Origin of the sequence: Pilosibacter sp. YYHA0881, assembly GCF_051602715.1 — a bacterium.
Classification (GTDB): domain Bacteria; phylum Bacillota; class Clostridia; order Lachnospirales; family Lachnospiraceae; genus Alitiscatomonas; species Alitiscatomonas aceti.
The window spans coordinates 1435001-1455647 of sequence record NZ_CP175657.1; the positions used below are offsets into that span (position 1 = coordinate 1435001).

Annotated in this window: 15 protein-coding genes, 1 pseudogene and 1 other annotated feature (1 of these 17 only partly in view); of the genes and pseudogenes, 5 read left to right on the forward strand and 11 right to left on the reverse strand. The window is 54.0% G+C overall.

The features are described 5' to 3' along the window. From ACI6NM_RS06710 to ACI6NM_RS06740, 7 genes are all read right to left on the reverse strand, one after another. Positions 1-67: the 5' portion of a sensor histidine kinase gene (locus ACI6NM_RS06710; RefSeq protein ID WP_334299761.1), read on the reverse strand. It extends 1478 nt beyond the left edge of the window; the window shows 67 of its 1545 coding nt (coding positions 1-67); it begins with the start codon at positions 65-67; its stop codon lies beyond the left edge, outside the window. After that, on the reverse strand, positions 64-741 hold the full coding sequence (locus tag ACI6NM_RS06715; protein ID WP_262427037.1) for a response regulator transcription factor: 678 nt from the start codon (positions 739-741) through the stop codon (positions 64-66). The genes ACI6NM_RS06710 and ACI6NM_RS06715 overlap by 4 nt, the downstream gene beginning before the upstream one ends. Positions 742-1499: 758 nt before the next feature. Further along, positions 1500-3299 (reverse strand): aspartate--tRNA ligase, encoded by a 1800-nt coding sequence (gene aspS, locus ACI6NM_RS06720; RefSeq protein ID WP_262427038.1) that lies wholly within the window; start codon positions 3297-3299, stop codon positions 1500-1502. Positions 3300-3314: 15 nt separating this feature from the next. Then, positions 3315-4580: a histidine--tRNA ligase gene (hisS, locus tag ACI6NM_RS06725; RefSeq protein WP_262427039.1), complete on the reverse strand. Its 1266-nt coding sequence runs from the start codon at positions 4578-4580 to the stop codon at positions 3315-3317. Positions 4581-4615: 35 nt separating this feature from the next. Next, the gene (gene hemZ, locus ACI6NM_RS06730) at positions 4616-6073 is read right to left on the reverse strand and encodes a coproporphyrinogen dehydrogenase HemZ (protein WP_262427040.1); all 1458 of its coding nucleotides are present in this window, start codon (positions 6071-6073) and stop codon (positions 4616-4618) included. A gap of 2 nt (positions 6074-6075) precedes the next feature. Beyond that, entirely contained in the window at positions 6076-6711 is a 636-nt protein-coding gene (locus ACI6NM_RS06735; protein ID WP_262427041.1) for an MBL fold metallo-hydrolase, read from the reverse strand. A 70-nt stretch (positions 6712-6781) separates the two neighbouring features. Continuing rightward, the gene (locus tag ACI6NM_RS06740; protein ID WP_215654964.1) at positions 6782-9061 is read right to left on the reverse strand and encodes a RelA/SpoT family protein; all 2280 of its coding nucleotides are present in this window, start codon (positions 9059-9061) and stop codon (positions 6782-6784) included. A gap of 231 nt (positions 9062-9292) precedes the next feature. On the opposite strand from ACI6NM_RS06740, the gene ACI6NM_RS06745 reads away from it, so the two are divergent. Together ACI6NM_RS06745 and ggt are read left to right on the forward strand one after the other, a co-directional pair. Then, on the forward strand, positions 9293-10468 hold the full coding sequence (locus tag ACI6NM_RS06745; RefSeq protein WP_158358221.1) for a M20 metallopeptidase family protein: 1176 nt from the start codon (positions 9293-9295) through the stop codon (positions 10466-10468). Between the two features lie 17 nt (positions 10469-10485). Beyond that, a complete protein-coding gene (ggt, locus tag ACI6NM_RS06750) occupies positions 10486-12102 on the forward strand; it encodes a gamma-glutamyltransferase (protein ID WP_262427042.1) in 1617 nt (538 codons plus the stop codon). A gap of 265 nt (positions 12103-12367) precedes the next feature. Here ggt and ACI6NM_RS06755 read toward each other — a convergent pair whose 3' ends face one another. From ACI6NM_RS06755 to glgB, 4 genes are read right to left on the reverse strand one after another with little or no spacing between them, the layout of a single operon-like run. Continuing rightward, positions 12368-13534 (reverse strand): polysaccharide deacetylase family protein, encoded by a 1167-nt coding sequence (locus tag ACI6NM_RS06755; RefSeq protein ID WP_262427043.1) that lies wholly within the window; start codon positions 13532-13534, stop codon positions 12368-12370. Then, positions 13531-14082, reverse strand: coding sequence for an HD domain-containing protein (locus ACI6NM_RS06760; protein ID WP_022274446.1), 552 nt, complete (start codon positions 14080-14082; stop codon positions 13531-13533). The genes ACI6NM_RS06755 and ACI6NM_RS06760 overlap by 4 nt, the downstream gene beginning before the upstream one ends. 34 nt (positions 14083-14116) lie before the next feature. Then, a complete protein-coding gene (locus ACI6NM_RS06765) occupies positions 14117-14950 on the reverse strand; it encodes a mechanosensitive ion channel family protein (protein ID WP_022274445.1) in 834 nt (277 codons plus the stop codon). Next, positions 14950-17451 (reverse strand): 1,4-alpha-glucan branching protein GlgB, encoded by a 2502-nt coding sequence (gene glgB, locus ACI6NM_RS06770; protein WP_262427044.1) that lies wholly within the window; start codon positions 17449-17451, stop codon positions 14950-14952. Before glgB ends, ACI6NM_RS06765 begins: the two co-directional genes overlap by 1 nt. Positions 17452-17679: 228 nt before the next feature. Here glgB and lepB point away from each other — a divergent pair, with 228 nt between their 5' ends. The 3 genes and pseudogenes from lepB to ACI6NM_RS06785 all read left to right on the forward strand — a co-directional run. Beyond that, positions 17680-18342 (forward strand): signal peptidase I, encoded by a 663-nt coding sequence (gene lepB / locus ACI6NM_RS06775; RefSeq protein ID WP_022274443.1) that lies wholly within the window; start codon positions 17680-17682, stop codon positions 18340-18342. A 29-nt stretch (positions 18343-18371) separates the two neighbouring features. Continuing rightward, a complete protein-coding gene (locus tag ACI6NM_RS06780; RefSeq protein WP_158358229.1) occupies positions 18372-19691 on the forward strand; it encodes an aspartate kinase in 1320 nt (439 codons plus the stop codon). 90 nt (positions 19692-19781) lie between these two features. Continuing rightward, positions 19782-20016: a binding site (T-box leader), on the forward strand. 235 nt (positions 20017-20251) lie between these two features. Further along, positions 20252-20605: pseudogene (locus ACI6NM_RS06785) on the forward strand (branched-chain amino acid transport system II carrier protein); the annotation flags it as partial. Between the last annotated feature and the right edge of the window lie 42 nt (positions 20606-20647).

Genomic DNA, 20647 nt, shown 5'->3' on the forward strand with positions numbered 1-20647 from the left:
CGGCGATCATGGCCATCATAAGGCCCACAAAGATCACCGTCATCCGCGTCCGTATGGATTTCATTATGCGTTCACCTCAAACTTATATCCCATGCCCCAGATGGTCTTTATGAACTCACCCTTTTCTCCTAACTTGCTGCGAAGCTTCTTTACATGGGTGTCGATGGTCCTGGCGTCACCGAAATAATCGTAATTCCACACGTTGTTCAGGATCTTTTCCCTGGACAGGGCCATCCCCTGGTTTTCCATAAAATATATCAGAAGCTCAAATTCCTTATTGCTCAGATCCACCGGCTGGCCGTCCACGCTGGCCTCGTGGGCGTCTTTATCCACCCGGATCCCGGCTGCCTCCAGGATCTCTCCCGTTCCGGCATTTCCCCGCCTTAAAATGGCCTCTATGCGGGCCACCAGGATCTTTGGACTGAAGGGCTTGGAAATATACTCGTCCACTCCCAGTTCAAACCCCAGAAGCTCGTCCCGTTCCTCAGACCGGGCCGTCAGCATGATGATCGGCACCTGGGAATAGCGGCGGAGGGTCCGGCATACCTCCCAGCCGTCCATTTTCGGCATCATCACATCCAGGATCACCAGACCGATATCCTTTTCTTTAAAAAAGATATCCACTGCCTGCTCCCCGTCCTCTGCTTCGATCACCCTGTATCCCTTGATGGCCAGGAAATCCTTTACCAGCTTCCGCATCCTGGCCTCGTCGTCCACCATCAGTACCTTAACAGAATCCATTGTTTCCACCTTCCTTGTTCATTTCCTTTTCTACCTGTATTCTAGCAGAACGGCCGGTAAAATACTATCAGTTCACTAAAGTTTCACAAAGCCAGGGGCCGTTTTGGGATGAGTGGGGTTCTCTCAGAAAGCTTTTTGAGTTTATCGCTTTAATCCATTGTTTTTTTCATATTTCGATGTATTATATATATTAGATAATCTTTTTCTCCTGTTGCATCCATATAAACAGTTTTTATTGATTCTTATAAAAATCTATAAAGGTACGAAGACACCAAAGTGATAAATTGTGGCCGTAAGTGGATATAGCGGATCCTAATACTGGGCTGGATGGACAAGAGAATGGTACTTTTTAATTTGACAGCCTTGCAAACAGCGAATTGCAGGAATAGGAGTTTTCAATGCAGCCAAAATATAAAAAAGCTTTTATAGCGGCCCTGGCCCTGGGGATCATTTCCTCTATTCACACAAGACCCCGATATCCTGTCTTCCCCCTCTCCATCCTTCCGACCGTTCTGGATGTGATACGCTATTTCCTCATGATATCCATCCAGATATATGTCCTGGAAAAGGTTCGCAATTCTAAACATAGTACACTTATATATAACAGTGTAAATATCGTATTCGTTTTGATGATCCTGTATTTTCTTTTCCGCTCCTTCTGACCTTCCATCCGGAAGTGTAACAGGACAGCTATTTCTTCCCACTAGCCAAATAAGAGGGCACCGCTGCTGCCGGTGCCCTCTTTATCTTATTCTTATTTATTCCTGTTCCTTCTCCTCCGGAACCACAGCGATATGAAGCTCTTCCAGCTGCTTCACATCCACCTCCGAAGGAGCCTCCATCATCAGACAGGAGGCGTCCTTTACCTTCGGGAAGGCGATCACGTCGCGGATACTGTCGGCTCCCACCATCAGCATGATCACACGGTCCAGGCCGTAGGCCAGGCCGGCATGGGGCGGAACGCCGTATTTAAAGGCATCCAGAAGGAAGCCGAACTGCTCGTTGGCCCGCTCCGGCGTAAAGCCCAGGACCTCAAACATCTTCTCCTGGATATCTCCCTGATGGATACGTACAGAACCGCCGCCCAGCTCTGTTCCGTTTAACACGATATCGTATGCTTTTGCACGCACTGCGCCCGGATCGCTGTCCAGAAGGGGGATATCCTCCTCCATGGGCATGGTGAACGGATGGTGCATGGCCACATACCGGTCCTCTTCCTCTGAGTACTCTAAAAGCGGGAATTCAGTCACCCACAGGAACTTAAAGTCATCCTTCTTAAGAAGATCCAGCTGTCTTGCCAGCTCCAGACGGAGGTTTCCGAGAACGTCGAATACCACCTTATCCTTGTCGGCGGCAAAGAATAACAGGTCTCCCGGCTTTCCGTCCATGGCCTTTACCAGGGCGTCCAGCTCCTCCTCCTTCATGAACTTTCCGAAGGAGCACTTATAGGAGCCATCCTCATGGATGGCCAGGTAGGCCAGTCCCTTGGCCCCAAAGCCCTTGGCGTATTCCACCAGAGCGTCGATCTTCTTTCTGGGCATGCCGGCCTGGCCGTCTGCGTTGATGCCGCGGACAGAACCGCCGTTTTCCAGGGCGCTCTTAAACACCACAAATTCGCAGTCCCTGACCACGTCGGACACATTTTTAAGCTCCATTCCAAACCGCAGATCCGGCTTATCCGAGCCGAAGCGGTCCATGGCCTCTCTCCAGGTCATTCTCTGGATGGGAAGCTGCACGTCAAAACCACAGATCTCCTTGAAGATCTTCTTTAAGAGTCTCTCATTTACATCCAGCACGTCCTCCACATCCACAAAGGACAGCTCCATGTCGATCTGGGTAAACTCCGGCTGGCGGTCAGCCCTAAGATCCTCGTCCCGGTAGCAGCGGGCCAGCTGGAAATAACGGTCAAATCCAGAACACATTAAAAGCTGCTTTAAGAGCTGCGGAGACTGGGGAAGGGCATAAAAGTTCCCCGGATGCACACGGCTGGGCACCAGATAGTCCCTGGCTCCCTCCGGCGTGCTCTTAATTAAGGTAGGGGTCTCGATCTCTAAAAATCCCTCATCTGCTAAAAACTGGCGCACCATGGTAGCCACACGGCTTCTGACCAGGATGTTTCTCTGGAGATCCGGACGGCGCAGGTCCAGATACCGATATTTTAAGCGCACCTCTTCCCTTGTCTTACTGTTTTCCTCAATGGGGAACGGCGGAACCTCGGATTCGGAAAGGATCCGCAAGGATTTTGCCCGTACCTCAATGGAACCGGTCTTTAAGTTTTCGTTGGCCGCGCCGGAACGCTTTTCCACCACGCCGGTCACCGCGATGGTAAACTCACTTCTTAAGCGCTCTGCCTTTGCAAAGCTCTCGGCTCCGCAGTCGCTCTCCTCAAAAATGATCTGGATGATCCCGGTGCGATCTCTCAGATCTGTAAAGATGATGCCGCCTTTATTTCTGCTCTTCTGGACCCAGCCCATAAGGGTCAGCTCCTGGCCCACGTTTGCCTCTGTAACCTCTGTACAGCGGCAGGAACGCTTTAAGCCTGCCATTGATTCTGCCATGATATTCTCCTCCTGCTAACGCTTTAATTCCTCTTTATAGAACTCCCTGAACTCCGTATAGCCCTCTTTTCCCAGCTGCTCCTTCTGGAACTTTTTATTCTTGTTCATCTGGGTCACCAGGACCGTTTTTCCCTCTGCGCGGGCAGCCATGGCCTCCTTGAGGATCTCAGAAAGACGCTCCATTCCCATGCCCTTTTCATACATCCAAGCCTCTCTGGCGTTCTTTTCCGGAACCACAAAGCCGGCGTCCATGAGGATCCCCACGATCCGCTCAAAGCCGATGGAAAAGCCGCAGGCCGGAGTATCCATGCCTGTGAATCTTCCCACCATCTTATCATATCTTCCGCCGCCGGCCACAGAGCCGCCAAAGCCTTCCATGGCCACCTCAAAGATCGTGCCGGTGTAATAGCCCATGCCACGGACCAGGGTGGGATCGAATTTCAGTCCGAAGCCTCCGCCGGACACGCTCATGACCGTATCCATGATCTCCGCCAGATTTTCGGCTGCGCCGTCCTCCAGTACGCCTGAAAGGATCTCTCCCATACGGCGGACTCCGTCGGCGTCACCCGTCACCTGTCCCATGAGCTCCAGGTATTTATCCGCCGTTTCTTCGGAATATCCGTTTTCCACCAGCTCCGCTCTCACGCCGTCCACACCGATCTTGTCCATCTTGTCCACAGTGATGAACACTTTTTCAATGTCCTCCTCCGGGAAGCCGCTGTAAACGGCCATGGCCCGCAGGATCTTCCTGTCGTTGATGCGGACCTCAAACTGGTTGTTGGGACAGATCTTCTTTAAAGCTGTTGTGGTCGCCAGCACCAGCTCGATCTCCGCCTGGCTGGTGGCGTCGCCGAAGATGTCGATGTCACACTGGACAAACTGGCGGTAACGGCCCTTCTGGGGGCGGTCTGCCCTCCATACGCTTCCGATCTGGAGCGCCTTAAAGGGAGACGGCAGATTGGCCGCGTTGTTGGAATAGTATCTGGACAGCGGGAGCGTCAGATCGTAGCGCAGGCCGCTGTCTGCCAGGTCGTTTTCTGTCTCTGCCGCCTCTAAATTTAATTTCTCGCCCCTCTTTAATACCTTAAAGATCAGCTTTTCATTGTCTCCCCCCTGCTTGCTTAACAGGTTTTCAATGTGCTCCACACAGGGAGTCTCAATGGAAGAGAATCCGAAGCCGCGGTACGTTTCCTTGATCTGGTTCAGAACATAATCGCGGATCTGCATTTCCTGGGGCAGGATATCCTTCATGCCGGTCACCGGCTTTTTCTTTAACGCCATACTCGTTCCTCCATATTTTATGTCTGATGGTAAGTTTACGACAGCCCATCCAGTTTTTCAAGCATCTTTTCTTTTCTTCCAATCATCTCGTCGATGCGGGCGATATACTGATCCACATCTTTGACGTTCTCCACCCGCTCCAGACGGTTTTCCGCAGGGAATACCACCTTCGTCGTGGTCCCGGCCCCGCAGGCAACGATGGTCTGCTTTTCCTCCATAATGAGGATGTTGTAGATACACGCCTTATCCGGGGCCGCGTAGCCCACATTTTCAAAATTGCCGGCCATATTTTTCTGGCGGTACAGATAATAGGGCACCAGTCCCATGGATCTGGCGTATTCTGCCGTCAGATCGATCATTTCCTGGGTGTTCTCGATCTTTAAGTCCGCATACCGTTCCTTAAAGATATTGAGTCTGGCAGCCCGCTTGATGGCCAGGGAATGGACCGTAACGCTGTCCGGGGCCAGCTCCTTTATCTCCTCCATGGTGGCCCGCACGTCGTTTATATCCTCCTCCGGCAGGCCGATGATCAGATCCATGTTGATGTTATCAAAGCCCAACTTTCTCGCCAGACGGTATTTTTCCTTCACCATCTCCACCGTATGGCGGCGGCCGATGAGATCCAGGGTGGACTGCTTCATGGTCTGGGGATTGATGGAGATCCTGGAGATCCCGTGGGCCCGCAGGGTCTTCAGCTTATCCTCAGTGATGCTGTCGGGCCGTCCGGCCTCCACTGTAAACTCCTTCACAGAAGAAAGATCGAACCGCTCCTCGATCCGGGTGAGGATGGCGTCCAGCTCCTCTGCCTTTAAGGCCGTTGGCGTTCCTCCTCCGAAGTAGACCGTATCCAGGGTGCGTCCCTTCATGGTCTCCGCCACATAATCCAGCTCCTTGAAAAGAGCGGCCAGGTACTGGTCCATTTTCTTTTCCCAGGCCCCGATGGGGTAGGAGGTAAAGGAGCAGTACAGGCAGGTGGTGGGACAGAACGGGATCCCCACATACAGGCTGTATCCGTTTTCATAGTCAATATGGCTCAGGAGCTCCTTTTCCCGCTCCGCGATCTCCAGGCTCAAGCCGATCTTCTCGCTGCTGGTCAGATAGGTCTTTTCCATGAATTCCCGGATCTCTTCCTCCGAAACGCCCTGGTCCAGCCGGCTTAAGGCGATCTTTGTGGGACGGATCCCGGTAAGGGTCCCCCATGGAAGAGTCTTTCCGGTACGGGCAGAAAGAAGGCCGTAAAGCTCCCGTTTGATGGCAGTCTTGGCTTCCAGACGGTTCTCATAAGAGATGGGAAATGCCGCTCCCGCCTTTTTCTCTTCATTTTCCAGGATATCCAGGGAAAATGTGCCGGACTCCAGCTCATACGTTCCTTCCACATAAAAGTCCACGCCCCCGGTCCTTTCATGGGCAAAGCCTTCTCCTGGATAGAACGCCATTAAAAGCTCCCGGATGTCCTGCTCATAGGAAGCATCATTCAGTAAAATTCCGATCATTTTTAGTACCTCGCAAGGGGATTGTGCTTCTTTTCATATTCGATGGAGGTAACGCCCATATGACCCGGATATACCTTCACCGTCTCCGGAAGCGTTAAAAGCTTCTTCACCGAAGCCAGCATGGACATGGCATCTCCGGTGGGAAGATCCACCCGGCCGTAGGAGGTGCGGAACAGGGTGTCGCCCGCAAACAGAAGATCCTCAGACTCGATATAGTAGCAGCAGGAGCCGATGGTATGGCCCGGGGTCTCGATCACCTTCCAGGTCACGCCTGCAGCCTCAAAGGTCTCTCCGTCACAGACCGTCAGATCCGGCTCCAGGGTATAATCCTTTCTGTAATAATCCATCATCAGGTTCTTTTTGCTGTCCCTTAAGACCTCCAGCTCCTTTTCGCAGGCACAGATCTTAATTCCCCATTCCTTCCGCAGTTCCTCTGCCGCCATAATGTGGTCAAAATGGCCGTGGGTCAGAAGGATCAGCTCCGGCGAAAGCTCCAGCTTCCGGCATTCCTCCCGGATCACATCTGCTGCATCGCCCGGATCCACGATCACCGCCTGTTTTGTCTCCTCATTATAGACCAGGCAGCAGTTGGTCTCTACCATTCCCACTGTCAGATTTTTTACACAAATTCCGCTCATTGTTTTCTTTCCCTTTCAAAGATGATGGAGTCCGCCGGCCGTTTGGCGTGGCAGACTCCCCGTATTTTTATCAGCCTGTGGTCCTCTCGATGTCTAAGACCCCGTCGATCTGGCGGATCTTGGCCATGAGAGTATTTAATTCTTCTGTTCCGTGGATATCAAAGGACATGGTAATGGTGGCCTTGCCCTGCTTATTGGTCCGGGCGTTCATATTGGTCACATCGATCTCCCGCTCTGTGAAGATCCTGGCAATATCCACATACATGCCGATCCGGTTATTGGCATAAATGGAGATCTCGGTGGCGTAGGTGGCTGTTCCCTTCTCATCCTCCTCCGCCTGCCATTCGGCATCGATCAGCCGGTTCCGCTCCATTTCCGGCAGGTTCAGCACATTGATGCAGTCGGTCCGGTGGATGGTAACGCCGCGGCCTCTGGTCACGAAGCCCACGATCTCGTCTCCCGGAACCGGGTTGCAGCATTTGGAGAAGCGCACTGCCAGGTCGTGGATCCCCTTGACCACGATGCCGCTCTTGCTCTTTCCGCGCATGGGCACCACAGCCGCCCGGTTGTTGTCTCCAATGGTGTCCAGGATCGTCGCGTCGGTCACTTCCCGCTTCAGCTTTTTCTCCCGCTCCTCCACCATCTTATTGATGACCTGGCCCTCTTTTAAGCCGCCGTGGCCCACAGAGGCCAGTACCGAATCCCAGTCCTGGAAGGCATAGCGCTTTAAGACCTTATCCATATATTCGGGCTTGCTGATATCGGCAAAGTTGATTCCCTTGGCCTTACAGTACCGGTCGATCAGCTCCCGGCCCTTGATGATGTTATCGGCCTTCCTCTCCTGCTTGAACCAGGAATTGATCTTATTTTTCGCCTGGCTGCTCTTGACCTGGTTTAACCAGTCTCTGCTGGGGCCCTTGGAGTTCTGGGAGGTCATGATCTCGATCCGGTCTCCGTTCTGGATCACATAGTTGATGTTCACCAGCTTCCCGTTGACCCGGGCGCCCACCATCTTATTTCCCACAGCCGTGTGGATGGCGTAGGCAAAATCAATGGCCGTGGAGCCGCTGGGCAGGGCCTTCACATCGCCGTTGGGCGTAAAGCAGTAAACGTTGTCGGAGAACATGTCCAGATCGCTCTTTAGCATGCTTAGGAATTCTTTGTTGTCCGACATATCCTGCTGCCACTCCAGGATCTGTCTCAGCCAGCTTAACTTCTTGGCCTCATCTCCGGCTGCAATGTGGCCGCTGCCGCTTTCCTTATACTTCCAGTGGGCCGCGATTCCGTACTCTGCCGTCCGGTGCATCTCGAAAGTCCGGATCTGGATCTCAAAGGGCTGGCCGTTGTTCCCGATCAGGGTCGTATGCAGGGACTGGTACATATTGGGCTTTGGCATGGCGATATAGTCCTTGAACCGGCCCGGGATGGGCTTATACATTTCATGGATCACGCCCAGGGCTGCATAACAGTCCTTCACCGTATCCACAATGATCCGCACTGCAAAAATATCATAGATCTGGTCCAGGGTCTTGTTCTGGTTCACCATTTTTTTATAGATGCTGAAAAAATGCTTCACGCGGCCGCTGACCTCGCATTCGATCTCCGCATGCTTCATGTGGGTGCTGATCTCCTGGATGATCTCGTCGATGAAATTCTGTCTGGCCTCGCTGGTCAGGGATATCTTTTCCTGGAGATCATTATAAACGTCCGGCTCCAGGTATTTCAGCGCCAGATCGTCCAGCTCGATCTTTATTTTGGAAATACCAAGACGGTCCGCCAGAGGCGCGTAGATCTCGATGGTCTCTCTGGCCTTTTCCTTCTGTTTCTCCGGCTTCATGTACTGAAGTGTCCGCATGTTGTGGAGGCGGTCCGCCAGCTTAATGAGGATGACCCGGATATCCTTGGCCATGGCCAGGAACATCTTTCTTAAGTTCTCCGCCTGCATCTCCACCTTATCGGCAGACCAGGACAGCTGGGTCAGCTTTGTGACGCCGTCCACCAGCAGGGCCACCTCTTTTCCGAAGATCGCCGCCAGCTCCTCCTCGGTCAGAACCGTATCCTCCACCACGTCATGGAGGATACCGGCGATGATGGATTCCTTATCCAGCTCCAGGTCCGCCAGGATGATCGCCACGCAGAGGGGATGGATGATATATGGCTCCCCGGATTTTCTCTTCTGGTCCTTGTGGGCATCCCGGGCGATCTGATACGCCTTTTCCACCATGCCCAGATCGTCAGACGGATGATATTTCCGTATGCTCTTTACCAGATCCTCATACAGCACGTCGGGACTGGTAAAATCCGCCGGAGCCTCCAGTTCCACTTCTATGCTTTTCAGTTTTTCTTCCATACGCTCACACCTTCCCTCACCCGGGCCTCCAGGATCTCCCAATTCCCCGTATCCACATCATGCCCATGATAATATTAAATTTTATTATAAAATTTTTTGTCGCAAATTGCAACAGGTTTCTGGCCCCGGGACGGCTCCCCCATGTTTCATGCAATTTGGATTGTATTTTCCCGCATTCTGTTTTAAAATAAAAACATGTTGGAAAATTCAAACGAAACAGGAGGAACTCCTATGGAAACCATGAAACTGGTCCTGCCATTGAATGAAGAAATGACCGCTATCCGCCGTCATATCCACCAGCATCCGGAGCTCAGCAATGAAGAATTTGAAACCACGAAGCTGATCCGGGAAAAGCTGACGGAATACGGCATTGAGATAGCCGAGATCGGCTTAAAGACCGGAGTGCTCGGCATCCTCCGCGGCAAAAAGCCCGGAAAGACCGTGGCCATCCGGGAGGATATCGACGCCCTGCCCATGCCGGAGCTGACAGAGCTCCCATTTGCATCCGAAATTCCCAATGTCTGCCATTCCTGTGGTCATGATATCCACACCACTGTGCTTTTATACTGTGCGCGGGTCCTTTCCCAGATCCGGGACGAGCTTTCTGGAACCGTCATGTTCCTTTTCCAGCCGGCCGAGGAAAAGGGCTGCGGTGCAAAGCAGTTCATCGACTGTGATTTTACAAGGGCCGCAAAGCCCGATGTGTTCATCGGCCTCCACGTGTCTCCGGAATACGACGCCGGGACCATTGCCTTAAAGAAAGGGCCTGGATGCGCCTCCAACGATTTCTTCCATATTAAGATCAGCGGAAAAGGCGGCCACGGGGCCCACCCGGAAAATTTCGTGGATCCGGTAATGATCAGCGCCTATGTGCTGACCCAGCTCCAGACCATCGTTTCCAGGGAAAACCATCCCATCTCCTCCGCCGTCCTCACCATCGGAAACATCCAGGGCGGCAAGGCGGCCAATATCGTACCGGATTTTGTGGAAATGCAGGGAACCCTCCGGACCCTGACGCCGGAGCTTCGGGAGTCCATGAAGCAGTCCGTGGAACGGATCGTGACCCTGGGAGCGGAGACCCTCCGCGGAAAGGGCGAGATCACCTGGGGCGACGGTATGCCGCCTCTGGTCAACGACGATACTGTCGTCGATCTGGTGGCAGCGGCCGCAGAAAAGACCATCGGCGCAGACCGGATCTTCACCTTCGACAGCCCCTCCCTGGGCTCCGAGGACTTCTCCTGCCTGTTCCCGGAATACGCTCCCGGCGCCCAGTTCCGCTTAGGCTCGGGAAACAGTGATCCCAATACCAGACATGGGATCCACAATTCCAAAAATACATTTGACGAAGACTGTATCGCCGCCGGAACCGCCGTGCTGGTACAGTTTGTAAGAGACTATCTCAATTAAGAAAGCGAGGAAATTTCATGGATCTTCATTTTGACCCGCTCCAGTACCGCTATCCGTCCCGCCGCCGTCTTGTCTACGGCCGCCGGGGAATGGTCTGCGCCTCCCAACCCCTGGCTGCCCAGGCAGGCCTGGATATGATCAAAAAAGGCGGAAACGCCTTTGACGCAGCCCTGGCCGCAGCCGCCTGTCTGGCTGTGGTGGAGCCCATGTCCTGCAATATGGGCGGCGACGGCTTTGCCCTGATCTGGCACGAAGGAAAGCTTTACGGCTTAAACGCCAGCGGCCCGGCTCCCGCTCTTTTAAGCGTAGATACCTTAAAACAGGCCGGATACACAGAAATGCCCAAATACGGCTGGGGAGCCGTTACAGTCCCCGGCGTCACCTCCGGCTGGGCGGAGATCAACAAACGCTTTGGAAAGCTGTCCCTCTCCCAGATCCTGGAGCCTGCCGCCTCCTATGCCCGGGACGGCTTCCCCGTATCTCCCGTGGTATCCGCACTCTGGAACCGTCTGGCCGAGTCCTTTAAAAAAGAGCTCTCCCCAGAATTTTACGAGGCCTGGGCAGCGGATTTCACCATCGGCGGCCGCGCTCCCAGAGCCGGTGAGATCTTTAAGTATAAGGGCATGGCCGAAACTCTGGAGGAGCTTGGAAGGACCAACTGCGAATCCTTCTACCGGGGAGCCATTGCCGACGCCATCGACAGCTATTCCAGAAAGACCGGCGGCTATCTGAGGAAAGAGGACCTGGCCGCCTACAAGGCCCAGTGGGTGGAACCCATCACCACCAATTACAGAGGCTATGACGTCTGGGAGATCCCGCCCAACGGCCACGGCATCGTTGTCCTCATGGCCTTAAATATCCTGGAGGGCATGGACCTTTCCGCAGGCCACGACGATCCGGAAACGGCCCATAAGATCATGGAGGCCTTAAAGCTTGCCTTCACTGACGGAAAACGGTATGTGGCCGATCCCAGAGCCATGAAGCCCACGGTGGAGCAGCTCTTATCCAGGGACTATGCGGCAAAACGCCGGGCCCTCATCGGGAGCACCGCCCTGGAGCCCAAGCCCGGAACTCCCTACTGCGGCGATACGGTCTACTTAAATGCAGCCGACGGCGACGGCAACATGATCAGCTACATACAGTCCATCTACTGCGGCTTTGGCTCCGGAACCGTCCTTCCGGGCACAGGCATCGTCTTCCACAACCGGGGCAATAACTTCACCATGGACGAGACCATGGAAAACTGTGTGGCTCCCGGCAAAAAGCCGTACCACACCATCATCCCCGGCTTCCTCTCCAAGGACGGAAAGGCCGTGGGCCCCTTCGGCGTCATGGGCGGCTTTATGCAGCCCCAGGGCCATGTGCAGGTGCTGACCAATATGATCGACTTCCATATGAATCCCCAGGAGGCCCTGGACGCCCCCAGATGGATGTGGACCGGAGAAAAGAAGATCTCCCTGGAGCGCCTTTATAACAGCGAGATGGCTGACAAGCTGACCCGTACCGGCCATGACATAACCATCCCGGTCAACAGCCTGGAATTCGGCCGCGGCCAGATCATCTTAAGAGACGACGATGGCACCCTCTGCGGAGCCACCGAGCCCAGGACCGACGGCACTGTGGCCGTGTGGTAGCGGCAGGCCCGCTGTCCGCATAAAAGAAAGATCCCCCGCATATCCTGTACTATCAGACCTGGATATGGGGGGATTTTTTTGAAACGACTGCCCGAGCACGCCGTCTTCTGGCTTCTATTGCTGCTCCTGGGACTGGGCTCTGCCGGTTCCCTATATAAAAAGGCCGCAGACCAGGCCGCCCTTAAGGCAGAGCTGCCGGAACGGATCCTGGCAGCTCCCGTCATAAGCGGACCGTCTGCGGTCTCTCATGCTCCCATTCTTTTTCCTATGGACGGAAGCTGTGATATACCTGTCCCGGCGTCATGCCGCCGCGTAACGATGCCATTTCACTGACCGTCACCAACTGGTAGCCCCGCTTTTTAAGCTCAGGGATCAGGACCACCGCTGCGTCAGCGGATGTACCGTAGAGATCGTGCATCAGGATGATGTCACCATCCTTTACGCTGCTTAACACCACATTGATGGTATTCTGGGCATTTTTCGTCTTCCAGTCCAGGGTGTCGATGGACCAGAGAATGGCGGGAACGCCCTTCTTTGCCAAATTCTGCTTTGCATTGTCGCTTACAAAGCCTCCCGGCGGGCGCATGGTCACGGTACGCACTCCGGCAATGGACTGGAGCGTGTCGTCCAGCCGGTTCAGATTGGCAAACAGCCCCTCCTGGGACAGCTTCGTGATATAGGTGTGGTCCCAGGTGTGGCTGCCCGGCTCGCAGCCCATATCCACCATGCGCTTTACTGTGGACTGGTAGGTTCCCATACGGTTTCCCACCATATAAAAGGTAGCTCTGGCATCGTTGGCCTCCAGGCAGTCTAAGATCCTGGCCGTATGGGCCGAGGGCCCGTCGTCAAAGGTCAGGGCCACCATGGGCTTCGATGGGTCGATATACCGGCCCATATGGGTCCCCTCCGGCGGCAGCCCTGCGTCCTTTCCGGTCACTGCAAGGCGGATACCGTCCACCCGGAGTCCCTGGCCCTCTGTTCCGGCGGTTTCGCCATTTTTTACCAGAGCTGTCCAGGCTCCATTCTGAAGGACGGAATAGTAAAGGTCATAATTTTCGGAAAGCTGGCCTGTGAGCTGCATCCGCACTGCCTCCAGGGGCTTGTCGGTGTCTGTGGCCCCGGCCTCTCCAAGGTTCTCCTGCCAGTCCATCCAGCCGGAGCCGCTTAAGTTCACCTGGTAGGCAATGGTGCCGGTCATGCCCTCGGGCTGGTTCTCCAGGGAGGCGGCGACTGCCGTCACATACGTATCCTTCGGGCCGTTTACATATGTATTATCCTTTGCCATATCTGTCCAGCCGCGGCCATGGATATGGGCCCTGTAAACGGCCCCCATGGCTCCGTCCGCATAGGCTGGAAAGGAGGCGGCCGCCGTTCCGGTCACGCCCAGGAACAGGGCGGCGGCTCCCAGTAAAAATTTCTTCAGTTTTCTCATTGGTCTTTTTCTTCCTCCTGGTCAAATATTCTGTGGAGCAGGGAGACAGATTCCTGATATGCCAGTTCTTCCTTCAGTTCCCCAAGCTGTTCAAATACGCCGCGGTAATACCATGCGTGCTCATTTTTATCTGTGACCCGGAATTTCTGCCAGACTCCATCGCCCCGGAGCAGCATGTCCGCGGCAGTGCTCCTTAGATTGCTCAGCTTGTCTCCCAGGCAGATGAGCTTTTCCGCCCGTCCTGCCGATCTGAGCTTTTCAATGGTGGCGCTTTTCCGCTCCTTCCAGGTCCTGGATTTGTCCTCGCTTTCTGCCAGCACCAGGTCGGCTACCCGGGACCCGAACTGCATTTTCAGCTCCTCATAGGAGATCCCGGCGTCCTCGATCACATCATGGAGGAGGGCGGCGCTGATGACCTCCGGATCGTCGGTCATCCCGGAAACGATCACAGCCGCCTCAAAGGGATGGACGATATACGGGACCATACTGCCCTTCCGAAGCTTCCCTTCATGTACCTTCCTGGCAAATTCTGCCGCCTTTTTTACCATAGCTGTTCCCTCCCCTGGAATCTCCGCCCGGCTGTCAGGCCTGGCCGGACTGTTTTTGTTTCTCAGTTAAATGAACATTCAGGTAATTGTACGGGATCTCGATCCCCTCCTCGTCAAAGGCCAGCTTCACCGCTTCCGTCAGCTCCCATCTGGCGGTCCAGTACTCCTCCGTCAGGGTCCAGCCCCGGACGCTTAAGTTTACGCTGCTCTCACCCAGGCTGTCCACCACCACCAGGATCCCGTCCTCCTTAAGGATGGCCGGATGCTCCTCAAACAGCCGTCTGAGGATCTCTTTTGCCTTTTTCAGATCGGCAGAATAGCCGATGCCGATGTTTAAGACCAGCTTCTTTTTTTCCTCTCCCGTGCTGTTGGTGATGGGAGAATTGGAGATACTGCTGTTGGGGATCACGATCCTTTTGTTTTCAATGGTCAGAAGGGTCGTATAGACCAGTCCGATGGACTCCACGGTCCCCTCCCCATCCTTAGTGACGATATAGTCTCCTGCCTTGAAGGGCTTTAAAAAGAGCACCAGAACGCCTCCGGCAAAGTTTGCCATGGTATTCTGAAGGGAAAGGCTCATGGCCAGGGTCACGGCTCCGGCAATGGTCACCAGGGAGGAGGATTTGATCCCCAGCTCCTCGGCCACCATGAACACCAGGAGCCCGATGAGCACGGCATATAAAAGCGCGTCCAGAAACTTCCTCAGTGTGACCTCCAGACCAGCCTTCTCCATGGACCTTCCGACGCCCTTTCTTATGGCGCGGATGACCTTATAGCCAATGACGGCGATCAAAACGGTGATCAGGAGCTTCCCGCCGGTCTTAAGAAGCCAGGGAAGCAGCATGTCCATGATCTGGATCTTCAGCATCAGCGTTCCTCCTTATGCACAGATTCTTTGTTCTCCTGCTGCCCTCCGGACTGGGCCGTCTTTTTGATCAGGCCGCCCACCTTCTGGGAGATCCTGTCCAGAGCATCTGCTGCCTTCTTTCCGGCGGCCTCCACCGGTCCGGGAGTCCGGGACGGCTTTTTCGCTGCCGCAGGCTTTTCCCCGGCAGTCTTTTTCCTGGCTGCTCCGGCGGTCTCCTTTTTCCCGGCAGCTTTTTTACCCGTCTCCTTCTTCGGCTCCTCCTTCACCGGCGTACACTGGAACACGCAGATGCCTAAAGGCGGCAGGGTAATGGAGATCGAATGCTCCCTGGCATCCCACTCCTCTTTTTTAGACGCCTTGACCCGGGGATTTGTTGCACCCGTTCCGCCAAATTTTACAGAATCACTGTTTAAGATCTCTTTATATTTTCCGGCAAAGGGCACGCCCACCCGGAATTTCTCATGAGCCACGGGAACAAAGTTGCAGACAAAGAGCAGGGTGTCCTCGGGCCGCTTCGTCTTCCGGATGAAGATGGCGATGTTTTCGTCATTGTAGGTACAGTTGATCCACTCGAAGCCCTCGGGCTCATAATCCATTTCGTAAAGAGCCGGCTGGGTCGTATATAAATGGTTTAACGCCTTCACATATTCCTGCATCTCCTTATGGACCGGATACTGCAAAAGCTCCCATTCCAGGCTCCGGTTTTCATTCCACTCGTCCATCTGTCCAAATTCCTGGCCCATGAACAAAAGCTTTTTCCCCGGATGGCCTGTCATAAAGCCGTAAGCGGCCCGCAGGTTTGCAAATTTCTTTTCCTGGGTATCTCCCGGCATCTTTCCCGCCATGGAGCCTTTTCCGTGGACCACCTCGTCATGGGAGAACACCAGGACGAAGTTCTCGCTGTATGCGTAGAGCATACTGAAGGTCAGCTCTCCGTAGTGCTGGTTCCGGAAATAGGGATCGCACTGCATATATCCCAGGAAATCGTTCATCCAGCCCATATTCCACTTATAATCAAAGCCCAGGCCGCCTTCCTTCACATTTCCCGTGATCTGGGGCCAGGCCGTGGATTCCTCTGCAATGAGGACCGCTCCCTTTGCCTCTTTATGGAATACAGAATTCAGATGCTTTAAGAACTCCACAGCCTCCAGGTTTTCATGGCCGCCGTACATGTTGGCCACCCATTCTCCGGCGTTCTTTCCGTAATCCAGATACAGCATGGAGGCCACCGCATCCATACGGATCCCGTCGGCATGGTACTCCTTTGCCCAGAACAGGGCGTTGGAGATCAGGAAGTTGGACACCTGGGGTCTCCCGTAATTGTAGATCAGCGTCCCCCAGTGGGGATGGGAACCCTGACGCGGATCCAGGTGCTCATACAGGCAGGTGCCGTCAAAGGAGGCCAGGCCATGGGCGTCCCTGGGGAAATGGGCCGGGACCCAGTCTAAGATCACGCCGATCCCCTCTTTGTGCATATGGTCCATGAAGGCCTTAAAATCGTCGGGGGTCCCGTAGCGGCTGGTGGGGGCATAATAGCCGGTTACCTGGTAGCCCCAGGAGGCATCCAGGGGGTGCTCCATCACCGGCAAAAGCTCCACATGGGTATAGCCCATTTCCTTCACATAGGAAGCCAGCTTTTCTGCGGTCTCCCGGTAATTATAAAACTGGCTGCCGTTCTTTTCCTCTCCGTTTTCATCCAGCTCCGCCGGCTTCCGCATCCAGGAGCCCAGATGTACCTCATAGACCGACATGGGCGCTGTCTTCGTATCGGTCTTTGCTCTTCGGTCCATCCACTCCTTATCGCTCCACTTATAACGGCCCAGGTCCCAGACCACTGACGCCGTATCGGGCCGCAGCTCCGCATAATTTGCGTAAGGGTCGGCCTTCAGCATGGGCTCTCCGGCCCTGGTCTTGACTTCATATTTATAAAGGTCTCCCGGCTTTACTCCAGGAATAAAAAGCTCATAGACGCCGGAGCCGCCCAGACGGATCATCTGGTGGCGTCTTCCGTCCCACATATTAAAGTCTCCCACCACGCTGACCCGCATGGCCCCGGGCGCCCAGACTGCAAAATGAACGCCTCTGACCCCGTTTTCAGACACTGGATGGGCTCCCAGCTTTTCATAGGAATCGTAATAGATCCCAGCCTCCAGCTTTTTAAGCTCCTCGTCCTTAAACCTGGAGCGGAACCGGAAGCTGTACGGGTCCTCGGTCTCGGCCACTGTCCCGTCCTCATATCCGGCTATGAGCCTGTATGGCTCCAGCTCCCTTTTATCCTCAAAAAGCACGGCAAACCAGCCGGCCTCGTCAGCCATTTCCATAGGAAATTTCTCTTTTCCAAGCTTCACAGCCGCGGTCCTTGCCCCCGGAAGAAACGCCTGGATCAGAAGCCCTTCCTTTACCACATGGGCCCCCAGGAGTCTTCCCGGATCGCTGCTCTCTGAATATACGATCTCCTCGATCCCCGCCCAGTCCATCTGATCATATAATATTTTTTCCATAAAACGCCCCCTGTTTCCAGAATATTTCATAATCCCTTTCCAGATATCTGTGAATCCGATACCCTCATTCTACCATTTTCCCGTTCCTGATACAAGCCATAACCCTCCTCCGCATATTTTTTTCTTATGTTTTTCTAAAAGTCCTTGCGAAACTTGAAAAAGTATTCTAAACTCAATATATTGCATTTTTGTGCACTGCATTATCAGGAATTCACGAGGTTGATCAATATGGAAAATGAAAACAAAGAATTAGACCAGAACAAAAGCCGGAAAAAGAAGGAGCCAAAAACCGGCTGGAAGGCGGAGCTCATAAGCTGGATCCAGGTGTTAGTATCCGCAGCTGTCATCGCCTTCGTGCTGACCACCTTCGTCATTGCCAACAGCGAGGTCCCCACCGGTTCCATGGAAAACACCATTATGGCCCACAGCCGCGTCATCGGCTCCAGGCTCCACTATAAGTTCGCCGATCCGGAACGCGGGGACGTGGCCATTTTCGTATTCGGCTGGCAGTGCCCCAGATGTACGGCCATTGGTGAGGGCGAGGACCCGGCGGTCTGCCCGGCCTGCGGCTATGAGCTGGGAAAACGGGCCAAGACCGTTTATTATGTGAAGCGGGTCATCGGCCTTCCCGGAGACGTCATCGACATCATCGATGATAAGGTGTATTTAAACGGGTCTGAAACGCCTCTGGAGGAGCCTTATCTGGCGGAAGAGATGAACCAGGGAGAGACCATGCACTTTGAGGTCCCCGAGGACTGCTATTTCATGATGGGAGACAACCGGAATTTTTCCGCAGATGCCAGATACTGGAAAAACCCCTACATTTCCAAAGACAAGCTGGTGGCCAAGGTTTTATTTGAATACTTCCCCACCCCCAAGATCATACATTAAGCCGACATATACAGGAGACAGAATCGATTATGAAAAAAGTAGTTAAATTCGGCGGCAGCTCTTTAGCCAGCGCCAGACAGTTCAAAAAAGTAAAAGCCATCATCGATGCAGATAAGGCCAGAGGCTATGTGGTCCCCTCTGCCCCTGGGAAACGGGACGGAAAGGATACAAAGGTCACAGACCTCCTATATCAGTGCTATGAGGCCTGCGCTGCGGGACAGAGCTATAAGCGGATCCTGGACCAGATCAAAAAGCGGTTCGACGATATCATAAACGGCCTGGATCTGGACCTTAACCTGGACTTTGAATTTGACACCATCGAAGAAAATTTTAAAAATAAAGCCGGAAGGGCCTACGCTGCATCCCGGGGCGAATATTTAAACGGCATCATCATGTCCCATTACCTGGGCTTCCCCTTTGTGGACGCCGCAGACGTGGTCTTTTTTGATGAAAACGGCGTATTTTTACCGGAAAAGACCAACGACGAGCTGGAGGCCCGGCTTGCTTCCATGAAGCAGGCGGTGATCCCCGGCTTTTACGGCTCAAAGCCCGACGGCTCCATCGCCACCTTTTCCAGAGGCGGCTCCGATGTGACCGGCTCTCTGGTGGCCCGCGCCCTCCACGCCGACCTTTATGAAAACTGGACCGACGTTTCCGGCTTCCTGGTGGCCGACCCCAGGATCGTGGAGGATCCCGCCCCCATTGAGACCATCACCTACCGGGAGCTCAGAGAGCTGTCCTACATGGGCGCCAACGTGCTCCACGAGGACGCCATCTTCCCGGTGCGCAAGGAAGGGATCCCCATCAATATCAAAAACACCAACCGCCCCTCGGATCCTGGGACCATGATCGTGGAGAGCACCAGCAAAAAGCCCTCCTACACCATCACCGGCGTGGCCGGAAAGAAGGGCTTCTGCTCCATCGTCATCGATAAGGCCATGATGAACTCAGAGATCGGATTCGGGAGAAAGGTCCTGGAGGTCCTTGAAAAAAACAATATCTCCTTTGAGCATCTGCCCTCTGGGATCGATACCATGACCGTATACGTCCATCAGAGCGAATTCCAGGAACGGGAGCAGGCCATCATCTCCGGCATCCACCGGGCAGTCCATCCAGATTCCATCGATCTGGAATCCGATCTGGCGCTGATCGCCATAGTAGGACGGGGCATGCGCTCCAATCTGGGCGTCGCCGCCAGGATCTTCGCAGCCCTCTCCCATGCCCGCATCAATGTGAAGATGATCGACCAGGGCTCCCGGGAAATGAACGTGATCATCGGGATCCGGGATGAGGATTTTGAAAACGCCATCCGGGCCATCTATGATGTTTTTGTGAAAACCGCTTTATAATCCAGTTGCTTTTTGTGCAAAATAACGGAAATATTTTTGGAAAAGCCCTTGAAAAAGCCATCTGGCTGTGCTATACTCGGTGTCAACATGATAAATTCATCTGACGAGAACAAGTAGTCGTCCGTGGATCTTCCAGAGAGGCAGTGGCTGGTGGAAACTGTCATTGAAGCGGAACGGTGAAATCATCTCTGAGAAGCAATCTGAACGAAGTAGGTGCGCCGGGGTTAAGCCACGTTATCGGTGATACGCATTGTCTGATGCGGTATAAGAGTCAAGCTGTGCTTGAGAATTAAGGTGGTACCACGATTTTAAAGTCGTCCTTTATGAGGACGGCTTTTTTTGTTTGATAGGAAATTCCTATCAAATAAAAAAGCACTTCGTGCAGAATCGCACTGCGGCGGTATGGAATTTCGTCGCAAATGCGACCCGCCGCAGGCGGAGAATCCTGCAAGAGCAGAATTCTTTCCTGTTTCATGGAAAAGCGCGCCATGGGCAGAAATGAGTATCCAGGAGGAAATGTTATGAAACTGAGTAAGAAAAAAATGGTCCTGATGAGCTTTATGCTGTTTTCCCTGTTTTTCGGAGCCGGAAATCTGATCTTCCCGCCGTTCCTGGGACAGAATGCCGGGGAAAAAATGCCCTTTGCCATCGCGGCCTTTCTGATCACCGCCGTGATCCTTCCAGTCCTCGGCGTCATCGTTGTGGCAAAATTTGACGGTCTGGATAAGCTGGCCCGTAAGGTAGACGCCCGCTTTGCTGTGGTGTTCACGATCCTGATCTACCTCTCCATCGGACCAGGCCTTGGGATCCCCCGCGCCGCCTCAGTCCCCTTTGAGATGGCCGTGGCTCCGTATCTTCCCTCTGGAGCCCCCCTCCCTGTATTTATGCTGCTGTACTCCCTGGTCTTTTTCCTGACCGCCGGATGGCTGGCCCTGACCCCCAGCAAGCTGATGGAA

What these genes read in the sequence shown, in the direction of transcription:
- ACI6NM_RS06715 (WP_262427037.1), bottom strand. Translation starts at nt 741, where the DNA reads ATGGATTCTGTTAAGGTACTGATGGTGGACGACGAGGCCAGGATGCGG.
- aspS (WP_262427038.1), bottom strand. Translation starts at nt 3,299, where the DNA reads ATGGCAGAATCAATGGCAGGCTTAAAGCGTTCCTGCCGCTGTACAGAG.
- hisS (WP_262427039.1), bottom strand. Translation starts at nt 4,580, where the DNA reads ATGGCGTTAAAGAAAAAGCCGGTGACCGGCATGAAGGATATCCTGCCC.
- hemZ (WP_262427040.1), bottom strand. Translation starts at nt 6,073, where the DNA reads ATGATCGGAATTTTACTGAATGATGCTTCCTATGAGCAGGACATCCGG.
- ACI6NM_RS06735 (WP_262427041.1), bottom strand. Translation starts at nt 6,711, where the DNA reads ATGAGCGGAATTTGTGTAAAAAATCTGACAGTGGGAATGGTAGAGACC.
- ACI6NM_RS06740 (WP_215654964.1), bottom strand. Translation starts at nt 9,061, where the DNA reads ATGGAAGAAAAACTGAAAAGCATAGAAGTGGAACTGGAGGCTCCGGCG.
- ACI6NM_RS06745 (WP_158358221.1), top strand. Translation starts at nt 9,293, where the DNA reads ATGGAAACCATGAAACTGGTCCTGCCATTGAATGAAGAAATGACCGCT.
- ggt (WP_262427042.1), top strand. Translation starts at nt 10,486, where the DNA reads ATGGATCTTCATTTTGACCCGCTCCAGTACCGCTATCCGTCCCGCCGC.
- ACI6NM_RS06755 (WP_262427043.1), bottom strand. Translation starts at nt 13,534, where the DNA reads ATGAGAAAACTGAAGAAATTTTTACTGGGAGCCGCCGCCCTGTTCCTG.
- ACI6NM_RS06760 (WP_022274446.1), bottom strand. Translation starts at nt 14,082, where the DNA reads ATGGTAAAAAAGGCGGCAGAATTTGCCAGGAAGGTACATGAAGGGAAG.
- ACI6NM_RS06765 (WP_022274445.1), bottom strand. Translation starts at nt 14,950, where the DNA reads ATGCTGAAGATCCAGATCATGGACATGCTGCTTCCCTGGCTTCTTAAG.
- glgB (WP_262427044.1), bottom strand. Translation starts at nt 17,451, where the DNA reads ATGGAAAAAATATTATATGATCAGATGGACTGGGCGGGGATCGAGGAG.
- lepB (WP_022274443.1), top strand. Translation starts at nt 17,680, where the DNA reads ATGGAAAATGAAAACAAAGAATTAGACCAGAACAAAAGCCGGAAAAAG.
- ACI6NM_RS06780 (WP_158358229.1), top strand. Translation starts at nt 18,372, where the DNA reads ATGAAAAAAGTAGTTAAATTCGGCGGCAGCTCTTTAGCCAGCGCCAGA.